6 protein-coding genes are annotated in these 15,297 nt (G+C 66.8%); all 6 read right to left on the bottom strand.

Translation table 11 applies throughout. The features are described from left to right. Positions 1-24: 24 nt before the first annotated feature. Positions 25-1,164: a hypothetical protein gene (locus tag LVJ94_33070; GenBank protein ID WXB01735.1), complete on the bottom strand. Its 1,140-nt coding sequence runs from the start codon at positions 1,162-1,164 to the stop codon at positions 25-27. A gap of 294 nt (positions 1,165-1,458) precedes the next feature. Next, positions 1,459-1,791 carry a hypothetical protein gene (locus tag LVJ94_33065; GenBank protein WXB01734.1) on the bottom strand — a complete coding sequence of 111 codons (333 nt, stop codon included), beginning with the start codon at positions 1,789-1,791 and terminating at the stop codon, positions 1,459-1,461. A gap of 91 nt (positions 1,792-1,882) precedes the next feature. Further along, positions 1,883-2,422, bottom strand: coding sequence for an HD domain-containing protein (locus LVJ94_33060; GenBank protein WXB01733.1), 540 nt, complete (start codon positions 2,420-2,422; stop codon positions 1,883-1,885). Between the two features lie 30 nt (positions 2,423-2,452). Further along, positions 2,453-8,332: an amino acid adenylation domain-containing protein gene (locus LVJ94_33055; protein WXB01732.1), complete on the bottom strand. Its 5,880-nt coding sequence runs from the start codon at positions 8,330-8,332 to the stop codon at positions 2,453-2,455. Positions 8,333-8,339: 7 nt separating this feature from the next. Next, positions 8,340-11,450, bottom strand: a complete 3,111-nt coding sequence (locus tag LVJ94_33050) for an acyltransferase domain-containing protein (GenBank protein ID WXB01731.1) — start codon at positions 11,448-11,450, stop codon at positions 8,340-8,342. Next, complete coding sequence (locus LVJ94_33045; GenBank protein ID WXB01730.1) at positions 11,434-15,288, bottom strand: type I polyketide synthase; 3,855 nt, start codon at positions 15,286-15,288, stop codon at positions 11,434-11,436. Before LVJ94_33045 ends, LVJ94_33050 begins: the two co-directional genes overlap by 17 nt. Positions 15,289-15,297: the final 9 nt, after the last annotated feature.

Raw genomic sequence — 15,297 nt, 5'->3', positions numbered from 1 at the left:
GGCCTCGATCAGCGGTGCGATCCCTTACGTCAAGAGGGAGATCGTCTCACGGAGCACGGTTTCGAGCGGTGGAGGCATGTCGGCCCACCGCTCTTTGACCCGTGCGAGCGCGCGGCGCGCTTGCTGCTCCTTGAAGCCCAAGGAGGTCAACGCTCCGAGGGCCATGTCGGACTCGTAGTCGCGCTGGCGCGGTGCCATTCTCTTCTCGGCTATCTTCTTCGCGATATGTTCACGTCCGAAGTCCAGTTCGGCGGCAAGAGCGTTATGCGCTTTGCACCGTATTCTCAGGTTTGTTGCCCCATTGCTGCCGCCGAGGGCACGTGCTTTCACGTGATCGAGCTCCAGGAAGGCACGCGACTCGCAACGACGGCCAATCTCGTCGCGGAAGGTGCATTGCGCGCCATCGCGTTCGAACACTTGGCGGCGTACCTCCCTCGTCACGTAACCCGGCCGGGCGTTTCGGTTGGTCGTCGTCGATGACGGGCGATTGACTTTGCCGAGCCTGCGCTTCTCGAGTTCTCCGATGAGAAGATCGAGTGCGCGCTCGACGATAACCGAAATATCCCCATTCGGGTTTACGTGTCGCATCAGGTTCGTGGCATGGTCGAGTTTTTCCTGCAGCTCCTTGCTCGCGGTGAACTGCACCTTGTACCGTTCCGGCGAGAGCGGCTCGACGAGACCCGCCTTCGCGGCCACCGCGGGAGTGCTTCCAGCGGTCGGTGGGGTTGACTCGCTGGGCAGCGCGCGAATTCGCGAAGGGACATCGGGGCGCGGAAAGCGTTCGGCAAGAAGCTCTTGGACCTGAATTTTCGTCTTGCCTGCCGCGGCCTGAAGAAGCTCCTCGTGATTCGCTTCCGTCAAGTGCTCTCGAAGTAAGAGAAACGCCGTAAGGTGAATCTCTCCCCGCTCCAGCATCCCAAGCGCGATAGGAAATCGTCGTGCAAGGCGCGAGGCCATCACGCGGCGCCCGGCCTCATCGTCGCTCATTCCGAGTCTGTGAACGCAGAAATCGAAAAGTGACGAGCACGCCGCCTTCAGATCCAACCGGCGTTCCTCGACTTCACCAAGGTATGCCAGCAGCCTCGCAAGAATCACGCGCCCACGGCCGACCAGGGCGTGCAAACCCGATAGCACCTGTTCGTTCGAGAGATCGGCGAGCTTCATGAAGCCATTCTATCATCGACATATTTGCCCTTCGTATTGCCTCACTATCGCGCAATTCGAAGCTTCGGAGGCCTTGTCGCCCACAGCGCCCAGGATCTCGCGGTGGTGCGACGCAAGGGGGCCCGCGGGCGCCTGAATTTATCTGCCTCGGCGAGATGCGAAATGTCGACTGCTAGAATGTGTCAAACGAATTCGTCGGTATTTCCGTAATGGACGCTCGAGCTAGTGCTTTGGTGGCTTGCCGAGCGCGCATGTCTTGCGCACAGTGACCGGTGTGCCTTCGAAGGGGGATTTTCACTTTTTCGATGTAGGCGTAGTCGTTGGTTGCGGCGACTCGTTCGACCAACTCGTACTTCCCACTCGCCTCCAGAAGGGCCGCCATCGCGCAGCGCACGCCGTCCTCGTCGACGAAGATGGGGTGGACTCGCTCTTGGTGCGATTGGTGGGATACCGTTCCGCAGCGATGTACGCGTGCAAGTTGTCGATCACGATGGCGCGCCGCTCCAGCTGATCGAACGTGAGCCCGGCGGGCGTTTGCGCTTTCAATTCGCGTTCGACCCGCGCGAGATGCGCGTGAATTCGCCCCACTTCGCGCGGGCGTGCATCGTCGTCGCTTTGGACGGCCATGGATCGAGCGGATTCACGAATGGCGTCTTCGGAAGCATCGATGTGCGAAGCGTACGGCGCACTCGCCCGCGGTCACCGGACCAACGGCACCTCAATACGAGGGCGGGGGATAGTCGGCAATCTTACGGGAAAGCCGCTCCGCGAGAGTCGCATGCGCCGCGCCGAGACTCGCGAGGATGCGAGCGGCTTCGTCACGGTAGGCTTCCACCTTGTCGGCTCGCCAGTGAGGCGGGGGCGGGCCCAAATTGGTGATTCGATCGGCCAACTTGACGGCCCATACTTCGACGGGCTGCTCGCGAATGCGACGTAGGCTGTCGTCCATGGCCTCGGCCTTCGGCAGAGAGGCATCCTTCGTCAAGGCGCGAACGCCCGCAACGACCGCCGGATCGAAATGCGCCAAGAGGGCCTTCTCGTCGACGTCGGTATCTTCCAACGTGTCGTGAAGCAACGCGCATTGCACCGCCAACCCCGGTCGTGCAAACGGCGAGCTCTGATGGGCGGCAAGCACCTCCATCCCGACCGCGCCGAGATGGATGAGATACGGTAGCTCGGTTCCAGGCACCTTCTGGCCCGCGTGGGCCTGCGCGGCAAAGTACCAAGCCTGCAACCATCGTTCCTGTATCTCGTCCATTTCGTCGGTAAGATTATTCCCCTTTCGTCGTCACCCCAAGCGAATCGACGCGAGCACGTCGGCTACGGGGGCCTGTTCGCATTGGCCGAGGCGCTCCAGAAGATCGCACGTGGCCTCGATGAGCGGCTCCAGGACGGAGTTGGGCAGTTGGGCCTCGTAGTGGAGAAACTGCAAGGTCAGGCTGGGGCCTAGGGCGAAGCATACGAAGCGGAGGGGGTGCTCGGTCTGGGTTTGGCCGTCCATGAATTCGAGCGATGGGCGCTGATCGCCCGGCGCCACGTCGGCGCTCGTGGGCCAGTTGACGAAGACGAAGCACGAGTCGTAGAGCGGCGCGTCTTCGGGGCGGCCGGACCAACGCCGGATGTCCGAGAGGGACGCGTGGTGGTGCGTGTTCAGATCGGCCTGGATGCGGGGTAGCTCCTGCAGCCAATCCACCAAAGATTGCTCGCCGGCGACGGGAACGAGCATGGGCAGGGCGCTGGTGAAGATGCCCACCATGCGCTCGTAGCCGGCGAGGCTCGCGGAGCGGCCGGACATCATGCTTCCGAACGACACGCGCGTGCGGCCCGTGAATCGCGCGAGGATGAGCGCCCACGCGGCCTGCACCAGGTTGTTCAAGGTGATGTGCGCGCGCTTGGCGAGTGCGCGGAGTGCGGCGCTGGCCTCGGGCGAGATTGCGCGATCCTTGCGCACGTAGGCACCGCCCTGCGAAGGCGCCAAGCGTGTGCCGCCGAGCGAGACGACCAGCGGCGTCGCCCCGTCGAACGAGGACATGGTGCGGCGCCAGAAGGCCTCGGTCTCGGTGAGGTCCAAACCGCGCTGGTATTCGATGTAGCGGCGATACGGATTGGCGGGGGGCAGCTCCACGGGAACGCCGCGCAAAATCGCATCGTAATGAACGACGAAGTCGCCCAGGACGAACGACGTGCTCCAGCCATCCGAGAACATGTAGTTGTACAACCAGACCATGACCGCTTCGTCCGGTGCCGTCTGGAATACGCCGATGCGGACGTGGCCCGGCTGATCCAGGACGAAGCCCTCCTTTTGACCGGCGCGGATCCACTCCTTCCAGTTCGAGCCCTGGTGGCGTTCGACCTGGATCGGTGCCGGGCGGTGAACCACCTGGAACGGCTCCGGGAGTCCTTCCCATTGCAGCGACGCGCGAAACGTCGGGTGGCGCTCGGCCACGGCTTGCCACGCGGCGTCGACGGCGTCGAGATCCAGCACGCCGCCCGGCGCCGCCCGGAGCCGAGTCACCATGAATTGCACGTAGAGCCCCGCGGAAGGATTCGCGCGCCGGTGGAGCAGCAGCTCACGCTGGTACGCGGAAAGCGGAAACCCGTATTCGGCCGGCCGCGTCCGCGCGGAGATGGCCTCGAGCTCCGCGGGCGAGAGCTCGACGAAGGGTCGCGACGGCACCGCCGGCGCCGCGGCTTCCTTGCTGCTCGCGGCGGCGGCGAGCTGTCGGATCGATTGGTACCGAACGATGTCGCCCGGCGTGACCGCGAGGCCCGCCTCGTTGGCGCGGGCCACCACCTGGATGCTGAGCACCGAATCGCCACCCAGCTCGAAGAAGCTCGCCTCGACCCCGACGCGCTCCAGTCCGAGAATTTGCGCCCAGATGGCCGCCAGCGTCTCCTCGGCGGCGGTGCTCGGCGCATCGCCCGCGGTCGCCTCGGGCAGCACGCGGATGGGCGGCGGCAGCGCCTCGCGATCCAGCTTGCCGTTCGGCGACACCGGCAGCCGATCCAGGAGCATGAAGGCATTGGGGATCATGAACTCGGGCAGCTTGTCCCCGAGGTAGCTGCGCAACTCCGGCACCAGCCGGCGTGCCAGCTTCGCGTGCAGCGGATTGTTGCTTCGCGCAATGCGCGAGGTGTTCTCGCGGCCCGGCACGGAGAGAACGCTCGCGGCAACGACGCTCCCCGCGTGCCGTCCGCGTGGCGTCAGCACGACGTCGAAATGCTCGGGGCCATCGAAGCCCGTCCACAGCACGTCGACCTCGTAGGGAAGGCGCCCGGCCAACTCGAAGAACGCCTCGGGCTCCTCGCCATCCGCATCCCCCGCGCGCGCCGGCTCGAGCACCGCGTCAAGGTGCGCATCGCCGTCGGCCTTCTTCAGCGCGTCGAGCGCGCGTGCGTCGCGGGCCAATCGCCGGTTGATCACGCGTCGCACATGAATGGGGCCCTGGGCGTCCGCGAGGATCTGCTCGAGCTTCCCCAGGTTCAGCCCGTCCTCGGACCAGTCGAGCGGTACCACATCGGCCGCCGCGTGCTCTTTCTGGTCATTTCGCCCCACATCGATGCGCACGTCGTACCGGAAGCGCGTGAGCTCGTTGGTGGCGCGCCCGCGCTTGAGCAGAATGCGCACGCCCGCCGCTCGCGGCAGTTGCTTCACCAGCTCGAGGAAGAACAACGGCGAGACCGCGAGCTCGTTGTCCTGGAACGAGCGGCGGTCGATGCGCTGACGAAGGTGCTCGATCTCGGCCTCGGGATCGGCATTCGCGATCTCCACCGACGCGTGGAACGTCTCCAACCGCGCGTGGTCGCGGATGTCGCCGAGGAAAATGGTCCCCCCGTCCTGCACCAAATCGATGCACCCTTCGAGCACGCGGGAGAGGTAGTCCGCGCTCGGGAAGTATTGCACCACCGAGTTCAACACCACGGTGTCGAAGCTGCCGGCCTGCATCCCTTCGAAGCGCTCGGCCGCGCGGTGTTCCAGGGTCACGTTGGACAGCCCCGCCACGTGCGGACGCAGGTAGTGCAGCGCCTGCGCCGACGCATCGGTCCCCGCGAAGTGCTCGCAGTGGGGCGCGATGCGCAGCAGCAAGAGCCCCGTACCGCACCCGATTTCCAGCACGCGGCGCGGCTTGGTCTCCAGGATGCGCTCCACGGTGCGTTCGACCCACTCGCGCATCTCCTCCGTGGGAATGGGCTTGCCGTCGTAGCTGCTGTTCCAGCCCGCCAGATTCAACGCTGCGTCGACGGGGGTCTCCCCCGCGGTGTACGCCTCGTTGAAAACGCCCTCCCATTGCGCCACATGCTCCTCGGTCGCGGTCAGTCCCTCGAGCGTCTCGTGCGTCGGCACCAGGTAGGCCGCGAGCTGTTTGCCCCGCACCACCACCGCCGCATCGGCGACATGGTCATGCTTGCGCAGCGCATGCTCGATCTCCCCGAGCTCGATGCGCAGCCCGCGCAGTTTGACCTGCGAGTCGAGCCGGCCCATGAATTCCACGTCGCCCGAGGGCAGCCACCGCGCGCGATCGCCGGTGCGATACATCTTCGACACACCGTTTAGGAATGGATCGCGCACGAACCGCTCGGCATCGAGCTCCGCCCGATTCAAATACCCGCGCCCGACGTTCGTACCACCGATGTAAAGCTCCCCGGGAACACCGACCGGTACCGGCTCTCCGTGCGTATCCAGAATGTAAATCTGGGTGTTCGCAATTGGCTTGCCGATCGGAACCACCGGCGACGTGTCCTCTCTGCGGCATTGCCAGAACGTGACGTCCACCGCCGCCTCCGTCGGCCCGTACAGATTGTGTAGCTCACTCGAGGGAAGCTTCGCGAAGAAGCGGTCGCGGAACTCCGCCGGCAACGCCTCGCCGCTGCACACGACGCGCACGAGCGAGGTGCACTCCGACACCCTGGGGTGATCCAAGGTGGCCTGGAGCATCGACGGAACGAAGTGCATCGTGGTGATGCGCTCGCGCAGGATCGTCTCCACGAGGTAGCCCGGATCTTTGTGCCCCTCGGGGCGCGCCACGACCAGGCGAGCGCCGGTCATCAAGGGCCAGAAGAACTCCCACACGGAGACGTCGAAGCTGAAAGGCGTCTTCTGAAGCACGCTGTCTTCGTGGGTCAGGGCGTAGGCCTCTTGCATCCAGAGCAACCGATTGCAGATCCCCCGGTGCGTGTTCATTGCCCCCTTGGGCAGGCCCGTGGAGCCCGAGGTGAAAATCGTGTACGCCAATCGATCCATTGGCATGCGCACCGCCGGACGGTGCCGCGGCTGCTTGGCAATCTCCGTCCAATCGTCGAGGCTCACCGTGTGCGTGGTGACGTCTGCGAGGCGCGCGCTCAGTCTCGCCGGCAGGCCGCGATCGGTCAGCAGCACCGGCACGGCGGTATCGCGGATCATGTGCTCGATGCGCTCGTCGGGGTACGACGGGTCGAGCGGCACGTAGGCGCCACCGCTCTTGAGGATCGCGAGCAACGCGACGACCAGCTTCGTCGAGCGCTCCGCGTAGACGCCCACCAAGGTGTCGGGCTTCACGCCCGCGGCGATCAGGTAGTGCGCCAGCTGATTGGCGCGTTCGTCGAGGGCGGCGTACGTCAAGGTTTGCTCTTCGAACGACACCGCGATCCGGTGGGGCGAGCGCTCGACTTGCTCTTCGATGTGCTCGTGGAGCAGGCGCTCGGTGCCATAATCGCGCGCCGTATCGTTGAACGCCGTCAGCACCACGTGCCGTTCGGCCTCGTCCAACAAGGGAATGCGCGACAGCGCGAGTTCGGGCTGCGTGGAAACGGCTTCGAGCACGGTCAGCAGGTGCTTGGACATGCGCGCGAGGGTCGCCTCGTCGAACAGATCCGTGGCGTATTCGAAGGTCGCCTGCCACGTCCCCGCGACCGGCAGCAATTGAAGCCAGATATCGAACTTCGACGTGCCCGACGGCGTCTCTTCGAAGGTGGATTCGAGCCCGGCGAACGGAACCCGCTCGCTCACCGAGTTTTGCAGCACCATCATGACCTGGAAGATCGGATTGCGGCTCGTATCCCGTTTGGTCTCCAGCTCGTTCACCAGCTGCTCGAAGGGCAGATCCTGGTGCTGAAAGGCGCCGAGGGAGCGGTTGCGGATGCGTGCGAGCAACTCCCGAAAGGAAGGATCATTGGACAGATCCGTGCGCAGCACGATGGTGTTCGAGAAGAAGCCAATGAGCCCCTCGGTCTCCACCCTCCCGCGGTTCGCGATGGGCGAGCCCACCGCAATGTCATCCTGGCCCGAGTAGCGCGACAGCAGCGCAGTGAAGGCGCCGAGGAAGAACATGTACGGCGTGACGTCCTCGCGCTTGCACGCCTCGCGCACCGCGGAGGTGATGCCCTCGGGCACCACGAACTCCATTCGGGCACCGCGGAAGGTCTGCACCGCCGGGCGCGGACGGTCCGTCGGCAGCGACAGCGGCGAAAGTCCCTCGAGCTCGCGCTTCCAGAAGTCGAGATCCGGTTTGCAGGCATGGTCGGCGAGCCGTTGCTGCTGCCACGCCGCGAAGTCGCCATATTGAATGGGCAGCTCGCCCAGCGGGCTCGGTTGGCCTTGTGTGTAAGCTGCATACAATGCCGCGAGCTCTCGATTGAAGATGCCCAGCGACCACCCGTCGGAGACGATATGGTGAATCGTAATGAGGAAGAGATGCTCGTCGGCGGAGAGACGCACGAGGCGCGCGGCGAAGAGCGGTCCGCGCTCGAGCGAGAAGATCTGCTGCGCCTCCTCGTGGACGACGGCCTGGGCCCGCGTGTCGCGCTGGGCGGCGGTCAGGTCGCTGAAGTCCTCGATGGGGAGCTCCACGCGAAACGGTGCGCCGATGATTTGCTTGGCGCGACCCCCGACGGTGGGGAACGTCGTCCGCAGGGTCTCGTGGCGGCGAACCATCTCGGTCAGCGCGCGCTGGAGTGCCCCCGCATCGAGATGGCCCGTGAGCCGGCCCACGAACGGCACGTTGTACGCAGGGCTGTTCGGGACGAGCTGATCGAGGTACCAGAGACGCTGCTGCGTCGAGGAAAGCGGTGCCTCGTGCAGGGTGGCGCCGTTTCGCTTCATGCGCGGGATATCCGTCTTCGCGGCCTCCGCGCCTCCGCGCTTCCATCGTTCGAGCAAGGCGCGTTTCGTGGCGGACATTTCCTGAGTCATGGGGTCCTCAATGGGGGGCTGGGTTGTAGGTCGCCAGGAGCCGCTCCGCTTCGTCTTCCGGGAGCTCTTCGAGGGCCGCGATGAGGCGCTCCTCGATGCGGGGTGCCAAGGCGGCGATGGTCGGGTTGCCGAAGAAGAGGTCGAAGCGAATTTGGATCGGGAAAGATCTCTTGAGGCGCGAGAGCACTTGGCCCGCGATGACCGAGTTGCCGCCGAGCTCGAAGAAGTCGTCGTGGACGCCGACCTCGCGGATGCCCAGCACTTGCCCCCACGCGTCGGCGAGCACGCGCTCGATGTCCGTCGAGGGCGCCACGTACGCGCTGGACAAGGGCGGTCGCGGGTGCAGGTGCTCGGCCGACGTGGACGCCCTCGTCTCGGGGGCGCTCTGCACGTCGCCGTCGACCATGTCCGGCCAAAAGCGGCGTCGCTGAAACGCGTACGTGGGAAGGGCGACGCTTCGCGCGGGCGGTAGGACGCTCGGCCAATCGAGGGGATGCCCGTGCGCGTGGAGTTCGCCGGCCGAGAGAAGCAGTCGATCGAGCGTGCCCTGGCTCCGCTGCACGGAGTCGACGACGGCGCCGGAGATGCGATGCGTCTCGAGGGCCTCTTGCAGCACCAGCTTGAGCACGGGGTGAGGGCTCACTTCGACGAAGAAGCGATGCTCGTCGGCGAGCAGCTTCTGGACCGCCGCGTCGAAGGAGACGGGCTGCCGCAAATTTTGGTACCAGTATTCGCCATCGAGCGAGGCACCCTCGACGCGCGCTCCGGTGACGCTCGAATAGAGCGGGACGGTGCCCGCTCGCGGCGTGAGGCCTCGGAGCGCGTCGGCGAGCCCTTCGCGAAGGGACTCGATTTGCGGGCTGTGCGAGGCGCAGTCGACGCCGATTTTGACCGAGTAGACCCCTGCGGGCAGCTCGGCGAGGAGCTCGTCGATGGCATCGGGATCGCCCGAGACGACGGTGGAGTGCGGGCCGTTGATGCCGCCCACCGCGAGGCGCTTTCCGAAGCGCACCACCCGCGGCTCGAGCTCGCGCACTGGCAGCTCGATGGACGCCATGGCGCCCTTGCCGCGAAGGGTCGCCAAGGCACGGCTCCTCAGCGCCACGACCTTGGCCGCATCCTCGAGGGACAGGGCGCCGGCGACGTACGCGGCGGCGATTTCTCCTTGGCTGTGCCCCACGACGGCGTCCGGCTCGATGCCCAACGCGCGCCATGCGGCCGCCAGCGACACCATGACGGTGAAGACCAGCGGCTGCACGATGTCCACGCGCTTCAGCGCCGAGGGCGGTGCGCTGCGCAAGAGCGCGAGCAACGGTTCGTCGAAGTGCGGTGCGAGCGCACGCGCGCAAGCCTCGGCGTGCTCGCGAAAGGCCGGCGACTGCTCGAGGAGCACGCGTCCCATCTCGGCCCATTGCGAGCCGTGCCCCGGAAAGACGAACGCGACTTTCCCCGCCGGCTTGCGTTGACCGAGCACCACGTTCGGGGCGAACTGCCCCTGGGCCAGCGCATCGAGGCCGCTCACCAGCGATGCGCGATCGCGCGCGACGACGGAGGCTCGGTGCGCGAAGTGCGTTCGCGTGGTGGCGAGCGAATGCGCGACATCGTCGAGCGCCATGTCCGGGCGCGCGGCGAGGTGCGCGGCGAGCTTCGAGGCCTGCGCCTGCAGCGCCGTTTCGGAAATGGCGGAGAGCACGAAGGGCAACGCGGACGCGGGCCCTCGAGGCGCCGGCGGTGCTTCGGGGGCCGGCGGCTCCTCCAGCACGAGGTGCGCGTTGGTGCCGCTGACGCTGAACGACGACACGCCCGCACGGCGGGGGTGCCCGTTGGTCTTCCAGGGCACGCCCTCGGTCAAGAGCCGGAGGGAGCCCGAGGACCAATCGACGTGCGGCGACGGCGTATCCGCGTGCAGCGTCTTGGGCAAGAGGCCGTGCTGCATGGCGAGCACCATCTTCATCACCCCGCCGACACCGGCCGCCGCCTGCGTGTGCCCGAGGTTCGACTTGAGCGAGCCAAGCCACAGCGGCTTCTCGCGCGTGTGGGCCTCGCCGTAGGTGGCGAGCAGCGCGTGCGCCTCAATGGGATCGCCCAGCGCGGTGCCCGTCCCATGGGCCTCGACGGCGTCGACATCCGCGGGCGTGAGCCGCGCACTCTCGAGGGCCTGGCGGATGACGCGCCGTTGCGCGGTGCCATTGGGCGCCGTGAATCCTTGGCTCTTGCCGTCCTGATTCACCGCCGAACTGCGGATGACGGCCAAGACCGGGTGTCCGTTCTTCTGCGCATCGGAGAGCCGCTCGAGCAGCACCAGCCCCGCGCCCTCGGCCCACCCCGCGCCATTGGCGTCGCTGGAGAAGGCGCGGCTGCGGCCATCCGGTGAGAGGACCCCGAGCTTGCAAAACTCGATGAACATGGCCGGCGTCGCCATGGTGGTGACGCCGCCCGCGAGGGCGAGGGTGCAGTCGCCGTGGCGCAGGGCCTGGCATGCGAGGTGGATCGAGACGAGCGAGGAACTGCACGCCGTATCGACGGTGATGGCGGGCCCCTCGAGTCCGAACTTGTACGCGATGCGCCCCGACGCGGTGCTGCCTGCGCTGCCGAGGAGCGAATCGTCGGAGCCCGAGATGCGCATCAGGTAATCGTTGACCATCACACCGACGAAGACGCCGGTCAGACTTCCCTGAAGGGTCTGCGGCACGATCCCCGCGCGCTCGAAGGCCTCCCAGGCGGCCTCCAAGAGAAGGCGCTGCTGCGGATCGATGGGCGTGGCATCGTGCGGGCTGATGCCGAAGAACGCCGCATCGAACTGGTCGGCGTCATGAAGGAACGAGCCATGGCGCACGTACGACTTTTTGGCCTTGCCGGGCTCGGGATCGTAGAGCGCGTCCACGTCCCAGCCGCGGTTCTGGGGAAACTCGGTGGTGGCATCACGCCCCTCGCGCAGAAGGTCCCAGAGTCCTTCGGGGGAGGATGCGCCGCCGGGAAAGCGGCAGCTCATGGCCACGATGGCAATGGGCTCTTCCGACTTTTCCTCGAGCTTGCGCAAGCGCAATTTGGTCGCATGGAGCTCGTGGGTGAGGCGCTTCAAGTACTGCGCGAGCATCTCTTCACGGTCCGCTGACATGGGCGTTTTCTCCGAACTCCTGGTCCAGGATGTGGAGCAGCTCGTCGACGTTCGCGGCGTCCACCTTCTCGGTGAAGTCCGCATCATCGTGGCCCGTCCACTTCTTCAAGAGGGCCTGCAGGCGAATGGTGAGTTCTCCCCGCAGGGCTTCGTTGGCGTGCAACGTCGCAAGGGTGCTTTCGACTTTGTCGATCTCGGTGGGGGCCGGCGGCTGGGCGCCGGCGAGTCGATCGAGCATGAATTGGGTGAGCGCGGCGGGCGTGGGGTGCTCGAAGAGCAGGGTGGCCTGCACCCGTGACCCCATGGCGGCGCCGAGTCGGTTTCGCAGCTCGAGGGCCATCAGCGAATCGAGGCCGAGCTCCTGGAGCGGGGCGTGGGGATCGAGGCTGCCGGGGGAGCCGATTCCCAGGACGGCCGCGATTTCGCCGCACACGACGTCGAAGAGTGCGCGCTCGCGGTTTTCCGGTGGCAGGGCGAGCAGGCGCTGTGGAAGGGATGCCGCGGCGGGGGCATTGGTGCGCGTGAGCGCGCGAAGGTCGAGGGATGCCGGGATGAGGGAGGCATTCGAGGATGCGAGGGCGGCGTCGAAGAGGGCGAGGGCTTCGTCGGTGGAGAGGGAGCGGATGCCATTGCGGGCCATGCGTCGAAGGTCGGCGTCGGAGAGGTGGGCGGTGAGGCCGCTCTTGTGAGCCCAGTGTCCCCAGTCGAGGGAGAGCGCGGGAAGGCCGCGTGCTTTGCGGTGATGGGCGAGGGCATCGAGGAAGGCATTGGCGGCGGCGTAGTTGGCTTGGCCCGGTCCACCGAGGACGCCGGAGAGGGAAGAGAAGAGGATGAAGGCGTCGAGGTGGAGGTGTTGGGTGAGCTCGTGCAGGTGAAAGGCGGCGTCGAGCTTGGAGCGCAAGACGGAGTGGAGGCGCTCGGGTGTGAGGGAAGCGAGCAAGCCGTCGTCGATGGTCCCTGCGGCGTGGAGGACGGCGTTGACAGGGTGTTCGGCGAGCAGGGATTGCAAGGCCGCGCGGTCGGAGGCATCGCAGGCGACGATGGAGACGGAGGCGCCGAGGACTTCGAGTTCGCGTTGAAGGTCGTTGGCGGCGGATGCGGCAGGGCCTTGTCGGGAGGTGAGGAGGAGCTTGCGAACGCCATGCTTGGAAACGAGATGGCGGGCGAGCAAGGCGCCGAGGGAGCCGGTTCCACCGGTGATGAGGACGGTGCCGCGGAGGCTTGGCGTGGGAAGGTCGGTGGAGGGGGCGCGGGCGAGGCGAGGGACGAACCGTCGGCCGTTGCGGAAGGCGACGTGGGGCTCGGAAGGATCGAGTTCGATGGGTAAGTCGTCGTCGGAGTCGACGAGAAGGATGGTTCGGTCCGGGTTTTCGGCCTGTGCGGAGCGGACGAGTCCCCAGATGGGGGCATGGGCGAGATCGAGCACGTCCTCGTCGGGGCGCGTGGCGACGGCGCGACGCGTGCGCAGGACGAGAGGGCGCGAGGTCGAATCCGCGAGCCACGTTTGGACCTGCGCGAGTGCGCGCTCGGTGGCTTCATGGGCGCCGGCGACGACGTCCGTGGAGGGCGGGGCGGAGAGATTCACGACGAGGGGATCGCGAAGAGGTGCCGCGTTCGTGGCCGGGGCTTCGCTCCAGGTCAGGCTGTAGAGGTGCCGCGCGGTTTGGCCCGGGAGAAAGCGCTCGGCCGGCGCGCGTCGGGCGGTCAAGCTGGTGATGGTGGCGACGGGCGAGCCGTTCGCATCCCAGAGTGCGATGTCGCCCACGGCGCTGTCGGCGTCGGTTCGGGCGCCGTCGCGCAGGAGAAAATCCGCCCAGCAGGGCATCGTGCGGTGCCCGTACCAAACGAGCCGCTCCACGCCAAAAGGCAACAACGGCACATGGCTCGTGCCGAGTGCCTCGATGCCCCCGGCCATGGCGACGCCGGCGAAGGTGTTGTCGATGAGGGCACCGGGCAGGGGCGCATCGTCGGTGCTGGCCCCCTCGGGGGCTTCGAGGTAACTGAGCACCGCGCCCGCCCGCACCGTGCCGATGCGCCGGAGCCACCGCCATTGCGCGCCCCAGTCGATCGAGAAGGTGCGGAGTGCGTCCATCAGCTCCGTCGCCGTGCCGGAATCGTCGTCGAGCGACAAGGGATGGGCCGCCGTGCGCACCGGCAGCTCGCTCGGGTTCGCCGACGCGAGGATCGCCGTGGCATGCGTGGTCCAGACGTCCCCGCGCCGCGAGGCGACGGTGGCGGAGAATCCCTCGCCGGTGGCCGTGAGCTGGACCTGGAGGCTCACGATCTCGGACGCATGTTCGAACGCCAGGGCGCGCACGAACTGCACATCGCGCAGCTCGATCGGGAACCCCGGCCAGTGCGATTCCGCGACGGCCAGCAGAATGGCCAAGTGAAAGGCGCCCGCGAGCACGACGCGTCCGTGCACGGCGTGGTCGCCAAGGTACGATTGCACGCCGGGGCCGACGTCGATGCTATGCAGGGCCGAGCCATCGGGAAGATCGATCCTTCGTCCCGCGAGCGGATACCGCCCCGCAGGCACACCCGCGCGGTTGCCGAGAAGCGATCGCGGCGCATCGAGCCAAAAGCGCTCGCGCTGGAAGGCGTAGGTGGGGAGGGGCACGCGGCGTGGTTGGAGGGGGGCGAAGAAGGTATTCCAATCGAGGGAGGTACCGCGCGCGTGCAGGGCTGCGAGCGCCGAGACGAGGGAGAGGACGTCATCGTGCTTGTTGCGCAGGGCGGGGAGGAAGGAGCCTTCTTCGGAGAGGGTCTCGCTGGCGAGAGCGGAAAGGACGCCGTTGGGCCCGAGCTCGAGGAAGGTGGAGACGCCGTCGGAGGCGAGGGAGCGGACGCCGTCGACGAAGCGCACCGCGTGTCGGACATGACGGACCCAGTATTCGGGGGAGCAGAGGTCGTGGTCGAGCGCGCGCTTGCCGGTGAGGTTGGAGACGATGGGGATGCGGGGAGGGTGAAAGGTCAGGCCTTGGGCGACGCGACGGAAAGCGTCGAGCATGCCGTCCATGAGGTGGGAGTGAAAGGCGTGGCTGGTGCGCAAGCGGGAGGTCTTGCGGCCGAGTGCGGAGAAGTGTTGGGCGATGGCGAGGACGTGGTCTTCGGGGCCGCTGATGACGGTGGAGGAAGGGGAATTGAGGGCGGCGATGGAATGGCCATGGCCCAGGGCGAGGAGTTCGTCCTCGGAGGCTTGAAGGGCGATCATGGCGCCAACTTGAGGGAGGTCTTGCATGAGGCGAGCGCGCGCGGAGACGAGGGTGCAGGCGTCGTCGAGGGAGAGGACGCCTGCGACATGGGCGGCGGAGAGCTCACCGATGGAGTGTCCGAGCAAGACATCGGGAACGAGTCCCCAGGATTCGAAGAGGCGAAAGAGTGCCACTTCGAGAGCGAAGAGGGAGGTTTGCGCGAAGAGGGTCTGATGGAGTCGCTCGTCGTGGGAGAAGACGACGTCGCGGACCTGGGGGTCGAAGCGGCTGCAGACGGCGTCGAAGGCGTCGCGGAAGACGGGGAAGGCGTCATGGAGGGCGCGGCCCATGCCGTGGCGTTGGCTGCCTTGGCCGGTGAAGAGGACGGCGAGCTTTCCGCTCCCCCACCCCGACCCTCCCCCGGGGGGGAAGGGAGCCGTAACGGCTTTCGCCAGTGCGTCGAGCAAGGCGTCGCGGTCCGTCGCCACGAACGTGGCCCGATGCTCGAAGTGAGAGCGCGTGGTGGCGAGCGAGAACGCCACATCGACGGTGGTCAGCTCGGGATTCCGCACGAGGTGCTCACGCAGCCGCTCGGCCTGGGCCCGCAGCGCGGCCTCATTCTTCGCGGACAGCAGCACTGGCACGGCACCCGC

The organism is Sorangiineae bacterium MSr11367 (assembly GCA_037157805.1).
Classification (GTDB): Bacteria; Myxococcota_A; Polyangia; order Polyangiales; family Polyangiaceae; genus Pendulispora; species Pendulispora rubella.
This window is presented reverse-complemented; position numbering and strand designations above follow the sequence as displayed.

What these genes read in the sequence shown, in the direction of transcription:
- LVJ94_33055 (WXB01732.1), bottom strand. Translation starts at nt 8,332, where the DNA reads ATGACTCAGGAAATGTCCGCCACGAAACGCGCCTTGCTCGAACGATGG.
- LVJ94_33050 (WXB01731.1), bottom strand. Translation starts at nt 11,450, where the DNA reads ATGTCAGCGGACCGTGAAGAGATGCTCGCGCAGTACTTGAAGCGCCTC.
- LVJ94_33065 (WXB01734.1), bottom strand. Translation starts at nt 1,791, where the DNA reads ATGGCCGTCCAAAGCGACGACGATGCACGCCCGCGCGAAGTGGGGCGA.
- LVJ94_33070 (WXB01735.1), bottom strand. Translation starts at nt 1,164, where the DNA reads ATGAAGCTCGCCGATCTCTCGAACGAACAGGTGCTATCGGGTTTGCAC.
- LVJ94_33060 (WXB01733.1), bottom strand. Translation starts at nt 2,422, where the DNA reads ATGGACGAGATACAGGAACGATGGTTGCAGGCTTGGTACTTTGCCGCG.